20 protein-coding genes are annotated in these 20,668 nt (G+C 46.2%); 10 read left to right on the top strand and 10 right to left on the bottom strand.

From position 1 onward, the window contains the following. Positions 1-56: 56 nt before the first annotated feature. Positions 57-770: a hypothetical protein gene (locus tag ANME2D_RS01145; RefSeq protein ID WP_048088416.1), complete on the bottom strand. Its 714-nt coding sequence runs from the start codon at positions 768-770 to the stop codon at positions 57-59. A 255-nt stretch (positions 771-1,025) separates the two neighbouring features. Here ANME2D_RS01145 and ANME2D_RS01150 point away from each other — a divergent pair, with 255 nt between their 5' ends. Beyond that, on the top strand, positions 1,026-2,357 hold the full coding sequence (locus tag ANME2D_RS01150; protein ID WP_048088417.1) for a phytoene desaturase family protein: 1,332 nt from the start codon (positions 1,026-1,028) through the stop codon (positions 2,355-2,357). A 13-nt stretch (positions 2,358-2,370) separates the two neighbouring features. On the opposite strand, the gene thrC is transcribed toward ANME2D_RS01150, so the two are convergent. The 7 genes from thrC to ANME2D_RS01185 form a co-directional block, all read right to left on the bottom strand. Continuing rightward, a complete protein-coding gene (gene thrC, locus ANME2D_RS01155; protein ID WP_048088419.1) occupies positions 2,371-3,576 on the bottom strand; it encodes a threonine synthase in 1,206 nt (401 codons plus the stop codon). A gap of 37 nt (positions 3,577-3,613) precedes the next feature. Continuing rightward, entirely contained in the window at positions 3,614-4,576 is a 963-nt protein-coding gene (locus ANME2D_RS01160) for a polyprenyl synthetase family protein (RefSeq protein WP_048088421.1), read from the bottom strand. A gap of 148 nt (positions 4,577-4,724) precedes the next feature. Further along, entirely contained in the window at positions 4,725-6,062 is a 1,338-nt protein-coding gene (locus tag ANME2D_RS01165; RefSeq protein ID WP_048088422.1) for an RNase J family beta-CASP ribonuclease, read from the bottom strand. Positions 6,063-6,093: 31 nt separating this feature from the next. Beyond that, positions 6,094-7,200 (bottom strand): type 2 isopentenyl-diphosphate Delta-isomerase, encoded by a 1,107-nt coding sequence (gene fni / locus ANME2D_RS01170; protein WP_048088424.1) that lies wholly within the window; start codon positions 7,198-7,200, stop codon positions 6,094-6,096. A gap of 32 nt (positions 7,201-7,232) precedes the next feature. Beyond that, positions 7,233-7,997 (bottom strand): isopentenyl phosphate kinase, encoded by a 765-nt coding sequence (locus ANME2D_RS01175; RefSeq protein ID WP_048088427.1) that lies wholly within the window; start codon positions 7,995-7,997, stop codon positions 7,233-7,235. Beyond that, positions 7,994-8,881: a mevalonate kinase gene (mvk, locus tag ANME2D_RS01180; protein ID WP_048088429.1), complete on the bottom strand. Its 888-nt coding sequence runs from the start codon at positions 8,879-8,881 to the stop codon at positions 7,994-7,996. Before mvk ends, ANME2D_RS01175 begins: the two co-directional genes overlap by 4 nt. A 79-nt stretch (positions 8,882-8,960) precedes the next feature. After that, positions 8,961-9,614 carry a YkgJ family cysteine cluster protein gene (locus ANME2D_RS01185; protein WP_048088431.1) on the bottom strand — a complete coding sequence of 218 codons (654 nt, stop codon included), beginning with the start codon at positions 9,612-9,614 and terminating at the stop codon, positions 8,961-8,963. Positions 9,615-9,733: 119 nt separating this feature from the next. On the opposite strand from ANME2D_RS01185, the gene ANME2D_RS01190 reads away from it, so the two are divergent. The 4 genes from ANME2D_RS01190 to ANME2D_RS01205 all read left to right on the top strand — a co-directional run bounded on the left by ANME2D_RS01190 (position 9,734) and on the right by ANME2D_RS01205 (position 13,275). Then, the gene (locus ANME2D_RS01190) at positions 9,734-10,345 is read left to right on the top strand and encodes a superoxide dismutase (RefSeq protein WP_048088433.1); all 612 of its coding nucleotides are present in this window, start codon (positions 9,734-9,736) and stop codon (positions 10,343-10,345) included. A 65-nt stretch (positions 10,346-10,410) separates the two neighbouring features. Further along, complete coding sequence (locus tag ANME2D_RS01195) at positions 10,411-11,010, top strand: superoxide dismutase (protein ID WP_048088435.1); 600 nt, start codon at positions 10,411-10,413, stop codon at positions 11,008-11,010. 323 nt (positions 11,011-11,333) lie between these two features. Next, positions 11,334-12,488: a formate--phosphoribosylaminoimidazolecarboxamide ligase family protein gene (locus ANME2D_RS01200; RefSeq protein WP_048088437.1), complete on the top strand. Its 1,155-nt coding sequence runs from the start codon at positions 11,334-11,336 to the stop codon at positions 12,486-12,488. A gap of 7 nt (positions 12,489-12,495) precedes the next feature. Continuing rightward, the gene (locus tag ANME2D_RS01205) at positions 12,496-13,275 is read left to right on the top strand and encodes a ZIP family metal transporter (protein ID WP_048088439.1); all 780 of its coding nucleotides are present in this window, start codon (positions 12,496-12,498) and stop codon (positions 13,273-13,275) included. A gap of 1 nt (position 13,276) precedes the next feature. Here ANME2D_RS01205 and ANME2D_RS01210 read toward each other — a convergent pair whose 3' ends face one another. Both ANME2D_RS01210 and ANME2D_RS01215 read right to left on the bottom strand, forming a co-directional pair. Next, positions 13,277-14,548: an NfeD family protein gene (locus tag ANME2D_RS01210; protein WP_048088441.1), complete on the bottom strand. Its 1,272-nt coding sequence runs from the start codon at positions 14,546-14,548 to the stop codon at positions 13,277-13,279. Further along, a complete protein-coding gene (locus ANME2D_RS01215) occupies positions 14,545-15,324 on the bottom strand; it encodes a slipin family protein (protein WP_048088443.1) in 780 nt (259 codons plus the stop codon). Before ANME2D_RS01215 ends, ANME2D_RS01210 begins: the two co-directional genes overlap by 4 nt. Before the next feature lie 133 nt (positions 15,325-15,457). Between ANME2D_RS01215 and ANME2D_RS01220 the strand changes: the two genes are divergently transcribed. The 5 genes from ANME2D_RS01220 to ANME2D_RS01240 are packed head-to-tail and all read left to right on the top strand — an operon-like array spanning position 15,458 to position 20,475. Beyond that, a complete protein-coding gene (locus tag ANME2D_RS01220) occupies positions 15,458-16,837 on the top strand; it encodes a single-stranded-DNA-specific exonuclease RecJ (RefSeq protein WP_048089225.1) in 1,380 nt (459 codons plus the stop codon). After that, a complete protein-coding gene (locus ANME2D_RS18595; protein ID WP_048088445.1) occupies positions 16,837-17,316 on the top strand; it encodes a PAS domain-containing protein in 480 nt (159 codons plus the stop codon). Before ANME2D_RS01220 ends, ANME2D_RS18595 begins: the two co-directional genes overlap by 1 nt. Continuing rightward, a complete protein-coding gene (locus ANME2D_RS01230) occupies positions 17,313-17,882 on the top strand; it encodes a chemotaxis protein CheB (RefSeq protein ID WP_048088447.1) in 570 nt (189 codons plus the stop codon). The genes ANME2D_RS18595 and ANME2D_RS01230 overlap by 4 nt, the downstream gene beginning before the upstream one ends. 5 nt (positions 17,883-17,887) lie before the next feature. Next, on the top strand, positions 17,888-19,120 hold the full coding sequence (locus ANME2D_RS16645) for a GAF domain-containing protein (RefSeq protein WP_052368499.1): 1,233 nt from the start codon (positions 17,888-17,890) through the stop codon (positions 19,118-19,120). After that, a complete protein-coding gene (locus tag ANME2D_RS01240; RefSeq protein ID WP_198527325.1) occupies positions 19,117-20,475 on the top strand; it encodes a sensor histidine kinase in 1,359 nt (452 codons plus the stop codon). The genes ANME2D_RS16645 and ANME2D_RS01240 overlap by 4 nt, the downstream gene beginning before the upstream one ends. Positions 20,476-20,668: the final 193 nt, after the last annotated feature.

Below are 20,668 nucleotides of genomic sequence, written 5' to 3' on the forward strand. Positions count from 1 at the left end.
AATAGTATATCTTGTTTATTAGCTTAACGAATTGGTATGCAGGTTATCACTGAACATCAATTCTGGCTTATGGAATATGTGACCATCTTTCTATCCAGTCTCATATCAGCAGGGTCATCTTCCACATCAAAATGTGGTATGCCATATTCATCGTTCATTTTCGAAACAATGGTTTCAAAGTCCGATCCTTTCATCAGTTCATTGATAAGCACTATCACCGGTCCTATTATCTTGTAATCACAGAACCATTTATGGAGTATAAGATCTATGTCGTCACCCACATAGTCGCGCAATACCTCCTTATAATACATCTCGCTCTTGCAGCAATCAAGATAGAACAACTGGTATGGTCTTTTGCGCGGGTGATCAGATCCCTCCTTCATAGCATCGGTAAAATAACCAACATCGTCACTCAGGCTGAGATGCCTGCCGTATCCTGCATGGGTTTTCAAATATATGAAATCCTCATGTGTAAGGGTTTCACGCCATAATTCCTGGAGGTTGTCATGATAATTTCGCCCGAGGATAAGCCGTATCCGTGCTTTTATACTGCTGTCATCAAGGCTGAATATTTCCTGGTATTCCTCCAGACCCCGCTTGCTGTCAATCATCCGCAGGCCGATTGATCTCAATTTTCTCCTTGCCTCCAGGAAAACTTTATAATCAAAATCCAGACCCAGCGGGTCCGGTCCTATAAGAAGCGTTCCGTTGAATATACCTTCACTGAACAGCATGTCATACCGTGGAGCGGTACGGATTATCTGGGGCATGGATCATCTTGTTATCTTCAGTATTCTTTTAACCTGTTATCAAACCACCTCAACCTTGAACTCTTTCTTAAGCTGAAAGCAGGATTATTAAACCGGTTATTTACGTATTACAATCGAGCCTCCTTGAATTATAGTTGCTGGCATTGCGTCATCGGTTGCGCCAGGTTCGTTATCGTAGATGATAGCATCATTACTCTAACTTCGTATGTTTTAAATACAGGTTGTAGATATATAATACGATGGGGAGAAAACGATATGCCAGATCATAACACTTATGATGCGATTGTTGTAGGAGGAGGGATTTCGGGCCTTTTGTCTGCCCTGACTCTCGGAAAGAAAGGGAACAGCATTCTTCTTCTTGAAAAAAATAACGCTCTTGGCGGGAACTGCAGGACATATGAACCTGAGGACTATCCTGGCTGGCGTGTGGATACTGGCATCCATGCAATAACAGATCTCATTTATGGCCCGCTGAGGCAATTGGAGCACTATTTTGACCCCGGAAAATTTCCCACGTTCAGGCGGCATAATGACTACTATCTTCGCAAAAAAGACGGACTGGAAAAATTTCCATCAACCCTCCCTGGTTTCTTGAAAATGAATGCCCTTCCGGCAAAAGACAAGGTGATCCTTGCAGGAGATCTTATGAATTCAGTAATATCGCGTGCCATTTTTGGGGAAAAACAAAAAGCTGTATACGATGTCGTATCAAAGCATCGGCTCAGCAAAAAAACAATGCAGTTCGTGAACGCACTTTCTTATCTGCTGAGCGGGCTTTCAATGGAAAAGACATCAGTATCCCGGTTTCTGGAAGGGTGCGGATTCAGCTCCAGTGGCAAAAGAGGAATGATCAGACGGATTGCTGAGACCATGAAACTTTTCAATAATTCCGGGTACCGCTCACAGGGCTATCCCCTGGGCGGCATACAGTCGATAACCGATGGCGTAATCGCATCGTTTCCGAAAAACGTGGAGTATCATAAAAGCGAAGAGGTCCAAAAGATTGAAAAGGACGAAAGCGGTTTTTGTGTTTCAACCCCGGAAGCCGATTACCTTTCTGACAAGGTTATCTATTCGGGGGAAGTAAAAAAACTGCCCGGTATTACTGAGATGCCTGTGGAATGGAGCCAGCAGGTAAAACAACTGGAGCAGGCAACAGCAATGACAATCTGGCTCGGGCTTAAGGAACCTATACCAGAGTTCAATTATAACGGCTCGGAAGTGTTCTACGATGTCTGTGATATTGATAAAGAATTGTTCTACTGGCTCATGCCTGTGCCCGAGCTTGCGCCGCGAAATAAAGGTCTTGTAGGAGTGAGCACGATAGTAGACCCGAAAAAATGCCATGATTCGGAGGAAAAACTTCTCAATACAATATATTCTCTGGTGCCCGCAATAGAGAAGAATATTGAGATGATACATACTCAAGTAATGGCTCCCGAGAAGGCGGCTGTTTCTCTCAATTATTTTCCTTCGATTAAAACCCCTGTTGACGGCCTGTATGTTGTCGGGACAGATACCGATATGCGAAGCATGGGCATAACCCGCGCAGGATACTCGGTGCTTGAACTATTAAAATCATTATGAAAAGAAACAAAATTCAACAGGAAAAAACTGCTCTTCTCACAGCTTCAATTGTGGCATCTATCTCTATTGGTTTTGGACACACAGCAAGTACATGCTCAGAATCCTTAAGAAGATGTCCTGTAGTAACACATACCACGCTCTCATCTTTTTCTATTGCGCCCATATCCACAAGTTTCCTCAATCCGCCAATCGAAGATGCACTTGCAGGTTCAACACCTATCCCTTCAAGAGAGGCAAGCTCATGCTGTGCCCTGATTATCTCCTCATCAGAGACAGTCTCAGCAGTTCCGCCTGATTCTATTATTGCAATCAGTGCCTTCCGGGCGTTCACAGGGTTGCCTATACGGATCGCTGTCGCCACGGTCTCTGGCTTACCTTCAGGGGTTATCATAGCTGCATTATTCCTGATAGCCCTTACTACAGGGCATGCACCCTCTGCCTGAATGCCTGTCATTTTGGGTACACTATCTATTATTCCAAGGCGCTTGAGTTCCCTGAATCCTTTATAGATAGCCGTGATATTCCCGGCATTCCCCACAGGGAGCACAAGCCGATCAGGCGCCTGCCACCCGAGTTGATCTGCGATCTCAAAGGCGATTGTCTTCTGTCCTTCAAGCCGATACGGATTCACTGAATTTAGAAGATAGAACCCTTCCCTGTCGCACAGGTCACGTACAAGCTTTAATGCATCATCAAAGTTCCCCCTTATGCTCAAAACCCTGGCACCATGCATTAGCGCCTGTGCAAGTTTTCCTAGTGCCACTTTGCCTGATGGCAGGAGCACGACAGCAGGAATACCGGCCCTTGCCCCGTACACTGCCAGCGACGCCGATGTATTCCCGGTCGAGGCGCAGGCAACGGTTTTCATACCAAGCTCAAGCGCTTTTGTCACGCCAACGGTCATTCCCCTGTCCTTGAACGAGCCTGTGGGGTTCATCCCTTCATGCTTGATATAGACATCTTTTAAGCCCACGCTCTTTGCCAGCCTGTCAACACGGTACAGCGGTGTCCCACCTTCATGAAGTGAGATCGGCTCTCTCTCCACAGGCAGAAGTGCGCGGTATTTCCAGACAGAGAGAGGGCCGATAAGATCTTTTTTCGTGATCTGGATATCTGAGTAATCATAAATGACATCGAGAAGACCACCACATGTACAGGTATAAACGACCTCAGAAGCCTGATATTTATTATGACATTCTATGCACTCAAGATGGTACATAGGATACTCAATAGAATCATAAAACTTATAGATTGCTCTAATACTTGCGCTCAATCATATAGTCCGCAAGTCCGATAAGTATACTCTTTGCCTCAGAATCAGGGAGTATCCTGAGCGCGGACTTACCTGCCTCTACGATACTCACGGCCCTGTTCATGGCGTAATCAATTGAGCCTGATTCCTTCAAGATCGAAAGTGCAGCAGAGATCTCACTCCTTGTGGCATTGCTTTTTCCAAGCGCATCAATCGTAGCCCCTTTTGAGAGAGCATGGATCACAATAAGGGTACGTTTTCCTTCTATTATGTCTCCGCCCTGCGCTTTACCGAGTATCTCCTCAGGTGTTATAAGATCGATCACATCATCATATATCTGGAACCCCACACCTGTACGGCATCCAAAATCCCACAATGCCCGTGATACATCCCTGTTCGCACCTGATAATATGGCCCCTATTTTCATGGCTGCCGCAAACAGTACAGCGGTTTTTTTCTCAACCATGCGTATATATTCTTGCTCAGCCACATCTTTTCTGATCTGGAAATTCATATCCATCCACTGGCCTTCACATATATCTGTGCAGGTTTTGGATAGTAGCTCAATACTCTCAGCAATCTGAGATGGTTCACTTCTGGCACATGATAATATCTCAAAAGCTTTAGAGTACAGAGCATCCCCGGCAATAATCGCCCTTGGGACTCCCCATTTTTTATGAACCGTGGCAAGCCCTCTTCGAATGTCTGCCTCATCCATAATATCATCGTGGATCAACGTGAAATTATGTACCAGTTCGACTGCTACTGCTGCAGGAAGCATGTTCTCAGCCCTGCCTCCAACTGCCTCGGCTGCGAGTAGCAGCGCCGAAGGTCGAAGCCTTTTTCCTCCTGCATCCAGCAGGTGGCGCATTGCATAATATAGTTCGTCCGGAGGAGTTATTGGCAGGAACTTAGGAATAGCTTCATCCACAAGTCCGGCTCTTATCTTGAGGGCTTCTTCAATCATAAAGCTATACCTCGCTTTTCCTAAGGTTATACCTTTCTTTTGATAAAACTTTCCTAAGGTTATACCCTTCTTTTGATAAAATACCCTTCTTTTGATAAAACTTTCCTAAGGTTATACCCTTCTTTTGATAAAACTTTCCTAAAGTTTTTCATACAATCATTTCCTCACCATTTCTCATTATATGTACGGTATCGCCGAAAACATAACCTGCGTCCTCAGCAAGCTCAACATAGTCAGCATGCATCATCATATTCCCGTGCGATGGTATAACCTGATCGGGTTTTATCATCCTGAGAAGCTCCCAGTGGTCCTCCCGGGAAGCGTGTCCCGATACATGGACATTATCGTATATGCGCGCCCCCTGTATCTTCAGCTTTGTCTCAAGTGCATACCTGTTAGCCATCGTCATAGGGTTGGGAATCGTGTTTGCCGAAAATACTACCTTATCCCCGGATTCGATCTTAAAAGGTGTATCTCCATTTGCTATCCTTGTAAGAATAGCATCTGGCTCACCCTGATGGCCTGTAACTATAGGAAGATACTTCTTCTTTCCCTCCTGGGAGATGCGTTTTAAGGCTTTATCAATACCATTCCTGTTTCCATAGATCTCAAGGTTTTGAGGGAATTTTATATAGCCCATATTCTTGGCTGTTGAGAGGTAGCGGTCCATCGACCGTCCCAGGAGCACCGGGATACGATCCATCTCCTGCGCAGCCTGGATTATGGCATTAATGCGCGCTACATGGGATGAGAAGGTAGTAACTACCACACCCGATTCTGTCTCTTCAGTCCCGAGCAACACATCACGAACAAGATCTTTTGCTATCTGCTCAGATGGCGTCTTCCCTAAGTGTCCTGAGTTTGTACTCTCGGTGATCATTACTTTTATATCCTCTTTCCCGAGCGCTCTTAGTCTATGAAAATCAGGGGGCTGGCCGAGGGTCGGCATCCGGTCTAATTTAAAATCGCTTGCATACAGTACTATACCCTGGGGTGTATGTATTGCAGCAAATGCAGAATCCGGGATGCTGTGCTGTGTACGGATAAATTCGATCTGTATATCTGGTGTTACATTATATCGCCCGCCAAGCTTGAGGGGAATCACTTCATTGGTCACATCGAATCTCCGCTCATCCGATATCTCATGCTTGACGAGCTCAGCCGTATAAGGGGTCGCAATAATAGGTGCCTTGTATCTATGTGCAAGTTTGGGTATTGCCCCGATATGGTCGAGATGCCCGTGTGTGCATACAATGGCCTTTACAGTTCCGCCAACATCCTTCATGACCATATCATCAGGTATGGCACCCATTCTTATCAGGTCCATTGAATGCATTTTATCTATTTCTACGTCTTCATGGATCTGCACCCTGTCCAGTTGCAATCCCATATCCATTACAATAATGTCGTTATCAATCCTGATAGCAGTCATATTTTTCCCCATCTCATTGTAACCGCCGACTGCTATAATTCCTATTTCTGTCAAATTAATTCACTCCATAATAATTATTTTTATATTATATTTTATATTTTTTTCTTGCAAATCTACTTGTCTCAAATCCGCTCTGTTCCAGAAACTCCTTTGTTCTACCTGTAATAACTACAGGAGCATTGCCGAGTTCTTCAATAGTTCTGCATCCGCTTAAGAACATGGCTACTTTAAGTTCCTCAATAATCATGGTCAGCTTATCTACTACGTCCTTCTGTCCCTTTAAAGCAGGCGCTACCAGTGGCAGTGCTATGCCGCAGATCGATGCTCCAAGAGCGATTGACTTTGCAGCATCGATGCCTGAGCGTATGCCGCCTGTTGCGACAACAGGGATGGATATTGAGGACTCTACGATGCTGACAACCGTAGGTATTCCCCAGTTCCAGAACTGCCTTCCAAGATGGTCTGATAATAGATCTCCACGCTTTTGTGCCCGGTATGTTTCAACGCCTGCCCAGCTTGTGCCGCCAAGACCTCCGACATCAATAGCTGCAGCACCTGCCTCGCATATGGCAACAGCCTGCAGATGAGATATCCCTGCACCTGTTTCTTTTACAATAACAGGTACCGAAAGTTCGGTGCAGATCTTCTTAATTGCCGTAAGACATCCTGTTGCATCAACATTGCCTTCTGGCTGAATAGCTTCCTGAAGAAAATTCAGATGTATGGCCATGGCATCTGCCCCGATCATCTCTACCGCACGCTCAAGTCCTTCAATCCCGAACTCATTAAGCTGGGCTGCACCTACGTTTCCGTATATAAACGCATCAGGAGCTCTATCTCTGACTATCCTGAATGAGTCCTCAAGGCTCGGATCCTCGATCGCTGCTCTCTGGCTTCCAACTCCAATGCCTATTCCAAGCTCTTCTGCAGCGGATGCAAGTGTTGCATTTACAGCTTTGGTATCGGGATGGCCGCCTGTCATTGATGCAATCAAAAGTGGAGCACGTAATTCCTTACCGAGGAACTCAATCTCAAGATCAAGATTTTTTTTGTTTATCTCAGGAAGGCAGTTATGAACAAGATAGATGTCATCAAAACCTGAAGCTCTAAGCCCTGTATAGGTTCTATGAGCCTCTACGTCTTTTTCGACGCATAATAATAGATGTTCGATCTTTCTATCCGATGTAGTCATTATACTCCCTGATTTAACCTTATATATATAAATTATTTGCCAGCTATTAGTGTTCCTACATCTTCACTATATAAAAATTTGGACACCATACCTTTCCTGGATGCATTAAAGATACGGGAATCTATTCCCTTTTTTGCAAGTTCAATGAGCTCAGATACCTTTCCCAGCATGCCTCCAGTCACATCGGTCATGGTTGAGCCCTGGATATTCTTCTTCATATCAACGAAACTTAGCGGGGTTATCTTTTTTATAACCGCTCCTCTATTATCCAGCACGCCGTCAACATCACTTCCTGCCCCTATTCTGGATGCATTCATAATAGATGCGAGATGCGAGATCAGTCTGTCACCTGATAGAACGGCTGCTCCAAGCTTGCTGTCCATCACCATGTCGCCATGAAGTACAGGCACTATACCCCTGCCTAACATCAGTTTGATCTGCCCGAGCTCAAAATCAACGATCTTTCCGTTCTCAAGCAGGCAGGAACTTAATGGGTGGACTGGCAGGGCAGGAATACCGGCATCTGCTAATGAATCAAGTACTACAGAGTTCAATACTTTTACCGATTTATGGATGAGATATACGCCCTGCGCATTGAATCCATTATTTAAGTATTTCATGGCCTGCGGATGGCCAAATGACCCCGCGCCGTGAACAAGTATAAGACCTGAATCGGTCTCAGCTTCAAATGAGGCAATCTCACGCGATATCCTGTCAATCTCATCCTTCCTTGCTTTGGATACAGAGCCTTTCTCTGTAATCACGCTTCCCCCGATCTTTAGAATAATAAGGCTCACTCCTGCACCACCCCCAGTGGAGTGGATCTGGTTATTATTGCCTGCCCGCCCGCTGCTTCTATGGCAGATGCCACCTTGAGGGGTGAATCTGTCAGGGCGACCATGCACCCGCCTCCGCCTGCACCCGTGATTTTTGCACCAAATGCGCCAGCATTTCTGGCTGCATAGACAAGGGCTGATAGTTCAGCCGTACCAACGCCAAGGGCATCAAGCAGTCCATGGTTTATGTTCATAAGCCTGCCCAGGGATCTGTAGTCTTTTTCAAGGACTGATATTTCACCTCTCTTAGTGATTGAGCCGATTGTTTTGATAACGGAATCCATGATATCAGGAAAATCCTTTATACGCCTCTTAACCTCTTCTAAAATTACTGCGGTTTTTTTTGGTCTGTTAGTATTGCCTATGACTATCCCGCAATCCAGGGAGTCCAGGCGCTTGCGTGAAGTTATCTCGACTACTCCCCCGAATGTGGATACAAAGGTATCTGTCGGGCTTGCAGCACCCTGTACTTCCTGCTCTATCTCATGTCCCATTCTTGCAAGTTCCCTGTGGCTGTATCCAAGCCCGAGTTCGGTATTGATGGCAGCAAGTGTTGCAATGGTGACAGCAGCAGAAGAACCAAGACCTGAGCCAACAGGGAGATCTGAGCTTATATCCACTGAGATCTCCATTACACCCAGTTTCTCGATCACAGAGGAAACATATGGGTGTATCTCGTAATCCAGTCCTGTTGTTCCAAGACCTGAGGATATGGTAACAGCATCGGATCTCTTTGCGCTGACATGGGTTCGTAGTTCTACCGCACATGCTATGGCTGGTTCGCCATATACTACGGCATGCTCACCGAAGAGGTATATCTTGCCAGGGGCCGAGCATGTGATCATTAAATCATTCTCCAGCAGTCCAAATGACATGGGTAGATATAAGTGTTGCCGATTTTTTGTAAATCCAAAGAAAAATATTTTAATTTTTATTGAAGCGTCGCAGCAATATTGCCTCCCCATCGCATACAAGAACCTCACCTGAGTAATCGCGCGGCAACATGCGCAGGTTGGCAAACTTCAGTTTATCCCCTATCTGCTCTATAATATGTGTATAACTCTGCAGCTTCATTATCTCATATTGCTTCAGTATCCGTCCCAGCTCTGCTGCACTCTCTTTTGTTATTTTACTCCCCAGTCCCTCACAGTGCATGATATCAACGCTCTTATCACCCATGAAAAAAGGATAGCACCTGCATATCATCGGGCGCCACCTGTATATGGTGCATGCGCTATCCCTGTAAAAGAGGCAGTCTCCAGCATCATTGCGCCGCAGTATCCATCCTGTGACCCATATACTATCTCCATCGGATAAGCATGAATAGATATCAGGCTGTGAGATCTCATCCCACTGCATTCCCGTGCCTTTGATTATGCGCCTGATATCGTCGGGAAAAATAGAGATTGCATTGGATGGGCGCAGGATATCGTGCGTAATCCTTATATCGAAATTCTCCCTGCAGCACCAGCCGCAGCGCACGCACGAAAATCCAGAATTCAGGATATCCTGGATTAATACTTCCGAATCCATGTGGATTAGATATTCAATCCTGCTCCTGAGAGAGGTGATATCCATGAGTAAACATTATTAAGATAGATATAAAACCTTTCCAGAGGCACTTTGATTATAGTGCAAGTCCCAAAACGATTAAGTATAAAAAGCTCGAATCTATTACTAACAACAGGGGGAAAAGTATGGCATACGAACTAAAAAGCTTTGAAGATCTGCTGGGAACAGAGGGATTCAGCAATCAATTATTAAGGAATCATTTCACGTTATACCATGGTTATGTAAATAATACGAATAAATTATCTGATGTATTGAGTACAATGGTAAGAGAGGGTATGGCAGGAACACCGCAGTACGCAGAACTCAAGCGCAGATTTGGCTGGGAATGGAACGGGATGAGATTGCATGAATACTATTTCGGGAATATGATCAAAGGCGGTAGAGCAATAGATAAGAATTCAGATCTATACAAAAAAATTGTTAAAGATTTTGGATCATACGAGAACTGGGAAAAAGACTTCAAGGCAATAGGAATGATGCGGGGTATAGGATGGGCAATGCTGTACTACGATACTGCGGCAGGACGGCTCCTTAATGTCTGGATTAATGAACACGATGTGGGTCATCTCTCTGGAGCAAGTCCTATTTTGATCATGGACGTCTTTGAGCACGCATTCATGATAGATTATGGTGTGAAGAAGGCGGATTATATTGAATCATTCTTCAAGGCGATTGACTGGAAGATAGATATTACAATGGCACGAAATAAGTTACCATTGATCTTTGCTGAGCGTTAGCAAAGTTATACTGATCACAAAATTATTAAATACAAAAACTGGATTTATATAAGAGGTGTTAGATTATGGCATACGAAGCAAGGAATTTTGAGCATCTACTGGGAATAGAAGGATTGAGCGACAAGTTACTAAAAAATCATTTCACGTTATACCAGGGCTATGTAACGAACACAAATAAATTGATCGATGAGCTGGGCAAACTTGAAAAAGAAGGGAAGGCAGGAACACCGGAATATGCTGAGCTCAGGCGCAGGTTTGGCTGGGAATGGAACGGGATGAGACTGCACGAATATTATTTCGGGAAGATGACCAGAGGCGGTAAGGAAATAGATAAAAATACAAATCTATACAGAAAGATCGTAAAAGATTTCGGGTCATACGAGAACTGGGAAAAGGACTTCAAAGCAACAGGAATGATGCGGGGTATAGGATGGGCAGTACTGTACTATGATATTACGGCCGGACGGCTCCTTAATGTCTGGATCAATGAACATGATGGGGGTCATCTCTCTGGAGCAAGCCCTATCCTGATAATGGATGTCTTTGAGCATGCGTTCATGATAGATTATGGTACAAAGAGGGCAGATTATATCGAGGCGTTCTTCAAGGCGATTGACTGGACTATCGATCCAGAATTAGATTCAGCGTTATTTGGCGGAAAATGAGGGCACGGAGGTTTTTTAGATACATCTCTGTGCTCTGGTATGAAAAAGTTCAACTATATCGCATCATAGATTCCGATGTGGTTCAGCTAATATAAAACAACGAACTGGTACGAACTCGATACGAACTCGGGCTTATGAGTTCGTTTAAGTTCGTTTTGAGTTCGTTGTTAATCGTCTTTTTCATGTTCATTTATGAACAGTGTTCATAGTCGACTCTGTGGTTTTAATTTTTCGGATAGATTCTTTTTTTTTAGCAATCTGTGCCATAGAGTATCCTCCATAAATATCGGAACATTTTAGATGTATAAAACCTACAATTGAGCATGATTGAGAGAAAGGAGATAATAGAAGTACTATCTGAATACGATCCTGGCAATATCACCATCGGCGTGCTGGCATCCCACTCTGCACTGGATGTATGCGACGGTGCTGTAGAGGAGGGATTCAGGACATACGCTGTATGCGAGAGGGGACGCGAGAGGACATATACTGAATATTTCAGGGCAAAGAGGCAGAACGGAAAAATTATCCGCGGTGTGGTTGACAGCATTGATGTTTATAACAGGTTCAATGAGATACTCAAGCCTGAGAACCAGAAGAGGCTCAGGGATAGGAATACGATCTTTATCCCAAACCGCTCATTCACATCTTACTGCAGTATAGATGCAATCGAAGACGATTTCAAAGTCCCGATGTTCGCAAGCCGCAACATGCTGCGGAGCGAGGAGCGGGGCATAGAAAAAGATTACTACTGGCTGCTTGAGAGAGCAGGTCTTCCGTATCCTGAGAGAATCGAGCGGCCTGAGGATATAGACAGTCTTGTGATGGTAAAACTTCCCCATGCAGTAAAGAAACTTGAGCGCGGTTTTTTCACGGCATCTTCATATGACGAGTTCAAACAAAAATCAGAGGCGTTCCTGAAACAGGGGGTAATCACACATGAGGCCCTCGCCAGTGCAAGGATCGAGCGGTATATAATAGGGCCTGTGTTCAATCTTGACCTGTTCTATTCGCCGATAGAGGAGGAGATGAGCAGGATCGAGCTTCTCGGCATAGACTGGAGATTCGAGACAAGCCTTGATGGGCATGTGCGGTTACCTGCGCCGCAGCAGATGACCCTGAATGAGCGGCAGATCACACCTGAGTACACGGTGTGCGGCCATAACTCCGCTACGCTGCGTGAGTCCTTATTAGAGGATGTGTTCGAGCTTGCTGAAAAGTACGTAGAGGCAACCCGGAGATACTATGAACCCGGGATCATAGGGCCTTTCTGTCTTCAGACCTGCGTGGATAAAGACCTGAATTTCTATGTTTATGATGTGGCCCCGCGCGTGGGCGGAGGTACCAATGTGCATATATCGGCAGGGCATCCGTACGGTAATATGCTCTGGCGTACACCCATGAGCACAGGGCGGCGCGTGGCAGTTGAGATACGAAGGGCTATTGAGCAGGATAGACTTTCTGAGATCGTGACATGAGTTATTCATGCAATGGCAAATAATACTCACAGCATTAATCATAGCTCTGATCTTTTCAGCAGTACATCTTATTGCTCCCAGGTTATACGGGTTCTCAAGACGGTACAGGAATGCAGTGGTCTCTTTCTCAGGCGGTGTTGCTATCGCCTACGTGTTCCTTGAACTTTTGCCCAGGGTACAGAGGGCCGGGGAGCATCTCAATATCCTCCTGAGCGGTTATCCAGGACTAATGGCCTTCTCAGAGGTGGCAATCTTCGGAGTTGCGTTCGCTGGCTTTCTCGTATTCTTCATATCAGAACATGCTGCAATACATTCACACCGTAAGATCTCAGCAAGGACAGGACAGCCCATGGGTTCCATACCAGCCTCCAGAAGTGTATTCGCTATCCATCTTAGCGTCCTTGCCCTCCTGAGTCTGCTGATAGCATATTCCATCCGCTTTGAGGTCGAGATCGGCTTACTGGAGGCAGTGCTGTTCTCTATCGCCCTTATTCTTCATTTCTTTGTTGCAGACAGGACGATGGAGGTACACTATCGCATCATGTTCGAAAGATACGGCAGGTATATACTCAGTGCAATGCCTATTATAGGCTGGGCCTTATCTATCCTGTTTCCAGAGAGACAGTCTGAGGCAGCCATATTACTGGCCTTCGTAGCAGGCTCTGTGCTGTTCAATATTATCAAGGATGAGGTTCCCGGGGCAGAGAAGGGTGAACCAAAATTTTTCGTATCAGGTGCGTTGATCTATTCAGGTATCCTGCTGTTGCTCATATGGATGAGGTTATAGACTAAAGTACCGGCCTGACGATAAGCACCGTCCCGTCCTTTCCTACTATAACAACCTTTGTTCCGGGTTCAATCCTCTCATCCTCATGCGGTCTTGCACGCCAGTACTCTCCCTGGTATCTCACATACCCTGTTGCCCCGGGGATTAGCGGATCTATGGTCTCGGCTGTATCTCCAATGATATCCCCTACCTCCGGTTTTTTCGCTCTTATTTTAAGCATTTTATAGATCGCAAAGGTGAGAAAACCCCCGATAACAACGGCAGGTGCAAGCAGGCTTATAAGCAATGTTCTCTGGAATTCTGGAGAGTACAGTCCCGGGTATCCTATGGGTACAAGCAATACACTCCCAAGAACAATGCATGCTATTCCTGCAAAGCCAATAAGCCCGAATTCAGGGGTGTACAGTTCGAGTATCAAAAGCGCCATACCGAGTATGATAAGGAATATGGCTGCTATATTTACTGAGAATCCAAGTCCTATAAGCCCGAGGCTTATTGAAATAACCCCGAATATCTCAGCTCCGTATCCAGGGCTGGTAAGCCCGAACACAAGAGAGTATATACCAACAAGCAGCAGAAGGGATGCAAGTATAGGATTTGAGAGCAGATCCAGAATCAACAGCCTGAGCGACGGGGAAAAATATGTGATACCAGCTCCAGAGGTATTGAGCACTTTACCTTTTGCCGTCATTCCATCCACTTCTATTAACAGCTCCTCGATGCCTGGAGAAACAACCTCTATTACATTCGCATCCTTTGCCTCCTCTGCATTTAAGTTCAGATTCTCTGTAATAAACTCCCTTGCAGCGCTTACGTTCCTTCCATGCCGCCTTGCCCTCTCCTCAGCCAGGGCAACGACCGCATTTATGATCTTCTCATCCTGTACCGGTCTCATGCCCTCAGGGGTTATCTCCACAGGCTGGGCAGAGCCGATTATCGTGTTCGGGGCCATGGCTGCTATGTCTGTGGCAAGAAGTATGAACGTGCCAGCAGACCATGCTGTGGCACCACTGGGATACACATAGCCGATTACTGGTACAGGTGAGTTTTCGATATGCTCAATAATTCTCTGTGTCTCCTCAAGCCTCCCTCCCGGAGTATTCAGGATTATTATCAATGCCTGTGCATCCTCAAGCTGTGCACTTATAAGAGCTTCAGCTACGATATCATCGCTGGCCGGGGTTATGGCATTATTTAACTCAACTACCAGAACCTGTGCGCCTGCGCTTTGCGTGAGAAATAAAAAAAATAAAAAAGCAAGAAAAAATCTCATTTCTTCCCGGCTTTTGTAAAAGCCCCTGTCATACCAGCGATAGCGCCCACATCACCACCTGGCCCGCCTGTAGTGACAACTATCAGATTCTTCTCCCTTGCGATCTCAGCAAGAGTTTGAAGCTCCCTGAGCCTTATGGAAATAGGCACCTTCTGATATAATTCAGCAGCTTCTGTCATCTTCTTACTGGCCTGGAATTCTCCATCCGCAAGTATGATCCTCGATCTGCGCTCCCTCTCTGCCTCTGCCTGCCTGGCTATGGCGCGAAGCATTGATTCTGGAAGGCTTACATCACGGATTGTGACAGCACTTATCTTTATACCCCAGGGATCGGTCGCCACATCCAGTACCTCCTGTAGCCTCTTGTTCAGTTCTTCCCGCTTTGAGAGAAGGTCATCCAGATCAATTTGTCCCAGGATATCCCTGAGCGTTGTCTGGGCAAGCAGGCTTGTAGCTATCTGGTAGCTCTCAACCTTTGTAACTGCATCTGTGGGTTTGATAACACGATAATAAATGACAGCATCAACATCCACACTTACATTATCCCTTGTGATTATGGTCTGTTTTGGTACATCTATTGTAACTATCCTCAGGTCTGTCTTTACGATGCTATCTATAATAGGGATTATAAAGAACAGCCCCGGCCCCTTTGCCCCGAGTAATCTTCCCATCCTGAAGACTACAACACGCTCATATTCTCTCACGACCTTGATCGCCTGCATAAGTATTATTAGGATTAATACTGCAGCAATTATTATTGTTAATGGAGATACCATATTAAACACTCATTTAAGAATGGGATGAACGTATATAAAAACTTTACCAGGATGAAGAGACTATCCATCAATTCTTTCTATGGTGTTTCTGCAACCAAAGTATATTTATTTAAATAAAACCACTCTCGTTGTTATGACACTTCAATCAAGGGCAAAAGAGTGTGCCTCGTATATCAAAAAGCACTCATCTGCTCTTGTGGTATCGCATATAGATGCCGACGGCCTGACATCGGCAGCAATTATGGGAAAAGCCCTGGAGAGGGCGGGCATCGAGTATGAGATCCGTTTTGTCAAACAACTGGAGCAGAAGGTGCTCACAGAGGTAGCAGATCGGAATCCTGAACTGGTGATATTCACAGACCTTGGAAGTGGAATGCTGGATTCTATAAGTTCATTAAAGCTCAATGCGGTCATTTCGGATCACCACCAGCCCCAGGGAGCATATGGATATGAGTATCATCTTAACCCGCATCTTTTTGCCATAAACGGAGCCACTGAAATAAGCGGGTCAGGTACTACTTATTTTATGGCCTCGGAGATGGGCGACAATGTGGATCTTGCCTGCCTTGCGATAGTGGGAGCAGTGGGGGATCTGCAGCACGTAAAACACGGACAACTGATAGGGGCTAACAGGTCTATACTTGATGAGGGTGTTAAGAGCGGTGTATTACACTACGAGAATGACCTCATGCTCTTTGGCAAGCAGACGCGCCCTGTATTCAAGCTGCTTCAGTATTCCTCTGACCCGTATCTTCCGGGCATCACTGGCAGCGAGGACGCAAGCATAGAATTCCTGAAAAGAGTGGGCATACGCCAGCACGGGGAGAAATGGAGGCGGTGGATAGACCTTGAGCCCGGTGAAAAACAGCAGATCGTATCCGCTCTCATACAGTTCTGCCTTACATGCGGGGTGCCCGGCTACAGGGCACAGAGGCTTGTGGGTGAAGTCTATACACTGCTGTGCGAGCGCGAGGGCACAGAGACGAGGGACGCTTCAGAGTACTCCACCCTGCTCAATGCAACCGCACGCTATGACCATGCTGATATAGGGCTTGCTGTATGCATGGGGGACCGCGCCGGTTACTTTGAAGAGGCATGCGCACTGCTCAATGAGCACAGAAGGAACCTTGTAGAAGGGCTGAACCTGGTAAAGGAGCAGGGACTGACGCAGATGGAGCACCTGCAGTATTTCGATGCCGGGGATAAGATACGAGAGACCATCGTGGGCATAGTGGCAGGCATGTGCACATCGTTCGTGAATAACAGGGACCTGCCGATCATCGCTTTTGCTGATTCTGACGGCGGAGTAAAGGTCTCATCGCGGGGGAACTATGACCTGACCAGAAAAGGCTTGAACCTTGGAGAGGCGATAAGCCAGGCTGCAAGAGCAGTCGGCGGCACAGGAGGCGGGCATGATATCGCTGCTGGAGCATTCATACCCTCCGGATCAAAGGATGAATTTATAAGAGTACTTGACCATATAGTAGGATCGCAGATAAAAACTGGTATTTAATGAGGATCCTGCCCTATAGAACAGTTGAAAATGTTATTGACGGGGTTGTCATCTCGTTCATTGATATCACAGAGACAAAGCGTGCTGAACTGTCGGAGCAGGATACCCGAATATATGCCCAGAGCATAGTAGATACAGTGCGGGAAGCCCTTCTGATACTGGATAAAGACCTGAGGGTTATATCAGCGAACCGGTCTTTCTACCTGTTATTTAAAGTTTCACCGGAGGAGACTGAAAATAGACTCATTTATGATATAGGCAACAGGCAGTGGGATATTCCAAAATTGAGAGAACTGCTTGAAGGGATCATACCGAAAAACACAGAGTTCAATGATTTCGAGATAGAGCATGAGTTCCCTCATATAGGACGAAGAACAATGATGCTCAATGCACGAAGATTCAGTCAGGCCGGGGGTAAAGATAAGATACTTCTTGCCATTGAGGACATTACAGAACGTGAGAGGGATGAACAGAAATGAGCCAGTTTGAGATTGTGGCTATAGGAGCATCTGCAGGAGGACTCAGGGCCTTATCAGCGGTCTTATCAGGCCTATCTCCTGATTTGCCCGTATCTGTACTCGTTGTCCAGCATCTTGATCCCCGCCACAAGAGCCTGATGGCAGAGATACTGCAGCGCCACTGCAAAATGAGGGTCAAGGAGGCGGAGCATGATGAGACCCTTCAACACTCGGTCGTGTACATGGCGCCGCCGAACAATCATCTGCTTGTCAGCGACAGTAAAATAGTGCTTACAAAAACATCATTCGTGCATTTCGTTCGGCCTTCGGTAGATCTTCTGTTTGATTCTGCGGCTGCTGATTTTGGCGACAGGGTCATAGGGGTTATCCTGACCGGGACAGGATCAGATGGTGCGATGGGCATAAGAGCCATAAAAGAGCGGGGCGGGACAACGATCGCGCAGGACGAGGAGACATCAGAGTTTTTCGGGATGCCGCAGGCAGCTATTGCAACAGGTGCAGTTGACTTTATCCTGCCGCTTCAGGACATAGCCCATGCCATAGAGACGCTCATCAGGGAGGGATAACAGGAATGGACGAGGCTAACGTAAAATCGGAACGATCAGCAGATCTTCGAAGGAGAGCAGAAGAGATACTGCAAGGAAAAACCGAGCTCTTAAAAGAGCTATCGGCACAGGATATCCAGAGTATTATCCACGAACTGCGGGTGCACCAGATCGAACTTGAGATGCAGAACGAGGAGCTAAGACGAGCGCAGAGGGAGATTGAGGAATCACGCAACAGGTACTCTGATCTGTACGATTTTGCGCCGGTCGGTTATTTTACTTTTGATGCAAACGGGACTATCATTGCGGTAAACCTTACCGGCGCCCGCAAACTGGGTGTGGAAAGACGCTCTCTGATAAGAGTACCATTTTCTCTTTATGTTGCCCCGGGCAGTAGAGATACATTTTATCTGCATCTGCGGCAGGTTTTTAGAGCCGGATCAAGGCAAACATGTGAGCTCAAAATCGTTGATAAGAGCAGGAATCAATTCGATGCCAGACTGGAAAGCCTGGCAGTGCAGGATGGCGAGGGTAAGATAAACCAGTGCAGGACGGCAGTAATCGACATAACCGAGCTAAAGCGTGCTGAGGAAGCACTGCGCAGGGCGCATGATGAACTTGATATGAGAGTTCGAGAGCGCACGGTAGAGCTGGCACACGCCAACGAGGCGCTTAAGGCTGAGATCACAGAGCGAGAGAGGGCCTGGGAGCTGAGTAAAGCACTCAACGACATTAACCTTACAATAAACTCAACGCTTGATTTTGATGAAATAATGCGAAGGATCGTTGTTGAGGCAGGTAAAGCGATAGGCAGTGATGCCTGCAATATAACATTGCATAAGGAAGGCCGCTGGATAATAGAGTATGCCTATGGATTATCACAACAGGTAATAGGAGTAAGTTTTACCGGAGAGGATGCGGCGGTATCAGAGCATGTTGCTCAAACTAAAAAACCACTCGTTATCAGGGATATCTATACTGATGATAGGTCCAGCCGCTGGGTAATGAAAAAGTATGGTATATATTCAGTTCTGGCCATTCCGCTCATGGTAAGGGGAGATGCAATCGGTATTCTATATTTTGATTATTTCTCAGTAAAACCGGCTTTTAGCAAGATCGAAATTGACTTTACAGAGAAGCTATCATATTCAATCTCACTTGCCCTTGAAAACGCACGCCTTTACTCCTCTCTTCAGCAAGAGCTATCCCGGATGCGAGATAAGAATAAAAAAGATGTTGACGAGAGCGATAAGCGTTGAGTAATAGATCACAAAAATCAATTGACCTGCGCAGGAGAGCAGAAGAGATACTGCAAGGAAAAACCGAGCACTTAAAAGAGCTATCGGCACAGGATATCCAGAGCATTATCCACGAACTGCGGGTGCACCAGATCGAACTTGAGATGCAGAACGAGGAGCTAAGACGAGCGCAGAAAGAGCTTGAGGAATCGCGCAACAGGTATGCTGATCTGTATGATTTTGCACCCGCTGGTTATTTTATTTTTGATATAAACGGGCTCATCCTTGAGGTAAATCTTACAGGCGCACGTATGTTAGGTGTGGAAAGAAGCCTTTTAATTAAACAGCCATTCTATCTTTATGTTACCCCGGGGAGCAGGGATATGTTTTATTTGCACCTTCGGCGGGTTTTAAGAACAGGGACAAAACAGACCTGCGAAATCAAACTTGTTGATAATAATGGAAACCCATTCAATGCCAGGCTGGAAAGCATAGCAATGCAGGGTATCGAAGATCAGATCAACCAGTGCAGGACGGCAGTAATCGATATCACTGAGCGAAAGCGGGCTGAGGAGGCGCTGCGCAGGGCGCATGATGAACTTGAGATGAGGGTTCGGGAGCGCACAGCAGAGCTGGCAAAATCCAACGAGGCACTGAAAGCTGAGATACAGGAGCGAAAGAGGGCTGAGAAGGAACTTAAGCGCTCAAACGCAGAGTTAGAGCAGTTCGCATACGTGGCATCCCATGACCTCCAGGAGCCGCTTCGCATGATATCAGGCTTTACGAAACTTCTTGAACGGCGCTACAGGGGCAGGCTTGATAAGAGTGCTGATGAGTTCATCGCATACATCGTGGACGGGGCAAACAGAATGCAGAGAATGATCGAGGATCTGCTCATGTATTCAAGAGTCGGCACGCGCGGCAGGCCGTTTGAGCTTATCAGCATGGAGGATGTTTTTAATCAGGCAGTAACCAACATTATGACGGCTATTGAGAAAAATGGCGCAGCAGTGACGCACGATCCCCTGCCCGCTGTTATGGTCGATGCCTCTCAGATGGTTCAGTTATTCCAGAACCTGATCAGCAATGGCATCAAGTTCAGAAAAGAGGAGCCGCCGCGTATTCATATCTCGGCCGAAAAGAAAGGAAGCGAATGGATCTTCTCTGTTCAGGATAACGGGATAGGCATAGCCCCGCAGTTCATTGGACGGCTTTTCCAGTTATTCCAGCGCGAATACGCCGCAACCGAATACCACGGCACAGGCATAGGCCTTGCGATCTGCAAGAAGATCGTGGAGCGCCACGGTGGGAAGATATGGGCTGAATCCGAGGTAGGCAGAGGTTCGACGTTCTATTTCACGATACCGGTAAGGTGAATGAAATGATTACCATGCCCTGCATCTCAGACCTGGTATGCCTCAGACGTTTTTTCCTGAGGGGTGAAGTGATGCGTTTTTATAGATTCTATATCCTGAGAGACCATCTGTTAATCCCATATAGCTTTTCAACTGAATGAGATTTCTTCAACCCATACAGGTATAAGTTGAAGCCCTCATACATTAATCTAAT

Origin of the sequence: Candidatus Methanoperedens nitratireducens (genome assembly GCF_000685155.1) — an archaeon.
In the GTDB taxonomy this organism is placed as follows: domain Archaea; phylum Halobacteriota; class Methanosarcinia; order Methanosarcinales; family Methanoperedenaceae; genus Methanoperedens; species Methanoperedens nitratireducens.

What these genes read in the sequence shown, in the direction of transcription:
- ANME2D_RS01220 (WP_048089225.1), top strand. Translation starts at nt 15,458, where the DNA reads ATGACACTTCAATCAAGGGCAAAAGAGTGTGCCTCGTATATCAAAAAG.
- ANME2D_RS01190 (WP_048088433.1), top strand. Translation starts at nt 9,734, where the DNA reads ATGGCATACGAACTAAAAAGCTTTGAAGATCTGCTGGGAACAGAGGGA.
- ANME2D_RS01195 (WP_048088435.1), top strand. Translation starts at nt 10,411, where the DNA reads ATGGCATACGAAGCAAGGAATTTTGAGCATCTACTGGGAATAGAAGGA.
- ANME2D_RS18595 (WP_048088445.1), top strand. Translation starts at nt 16,837, where the DNA reads ATGAGGATCCTGCCCTATAGAACAGTTGAAAATGTTATTGACGGGGTT.
- mvk (WP_048088429.1), bottom strand. Translation starts at nt 8,881, where the DNA reads ATGATCACATGCTCGGCCCCTGGCAAGATATACCTCTTCGGTGAGCAT.
- ANME2D_RS01205 (WP_048088439.1), top strand. Translation starts at nt 12,496, where the DNA reads ATGCAATGGCAAATAATACTCACAGCATTAATCATAGCTCTGATCTTT.
- ANME2D_RS01150 (WP_048088417.1), top strand. Translation starts at nt 1,026, where the DNA reads ATGCCAGATCATAACACTTATGATGCGATTGTTGTAGGAGGAGGGATT.
- ANME2D_RS16645 (WP_052368499.1), top strand. Translation starts at nt 17,888, where the DNA reads ATGGACGAGGCTAACGTAAAATCGGAACGATCAGCAGATCTTCGAAGG.
- ANME2D_RS01160 (WP_048088421.1), bottom strand. Translation starts at nt 4,576, where the DNA reads ATGATTGAAGAAGCCCTCAAGATAAGAGCCGGACTTGTGGATGAAGCT.
- thrC (WP_048088419.1), bottom strand. Translation starts at nt 3,576, where the DNA reads ATGTACCATCTTGAGTGCATAGAATGTCATAATAAATATCAGGCTTCT.
- ANME2D_RS01215 (WP_048088443.1), bottom strand. Translation starts at nt 15,324, where the DNA reads ATGGTATCTCCATTAACAATAATAATTGCTGCAGTATTAATCCTAATA.
- fni (WP_048088424.1), bottom strand. Translation starts at nt 7,200, where the DNA reads ATGACTACATCGGATAGAAAGATCGAACATCTATTATTATGCGTCGAA.
- ANME2D_RS01210 (WP_048088441.1), bottom strand. Translation starts at nt 14,548, where the DNA reads ATGAGATTTTTTCTTGCTTTTTTATTTTTTTTATTTCTCACGCAAAGC.
- ANME2D_RS01230 (WP_048088447.1), top strand. Translation starts at nt 17,313, where the DNA reads ATGAGCCAGTTTGAGATTGTGGCTATAGGAGCATCTGCAGGAGGACTC.
- ANME2D_RS01200 (WP_048088437.1), top strand. Translation starts at nt 11,334, where the DNA reads ATGATTGAGAGAAAGGAGATAATAGAAGTACTATCTGAATACGATCCT.
- ANME2D_RS01145 (WP_048088416.1), bottom strand. Translation starts at nt 770, where the DNA reads ATGCCCCAGATAATCCGTACCGCTCCACGGTATGACATGCTGTTCAGT.
- ANME2D_RS01185 (WP_048088431.1), bottom strand. Translation starts at nt 9,614, where the DNA reads ATGGATATCACCTCTCTCAGGAGCAGGATTGAATATCTAATCCACATG.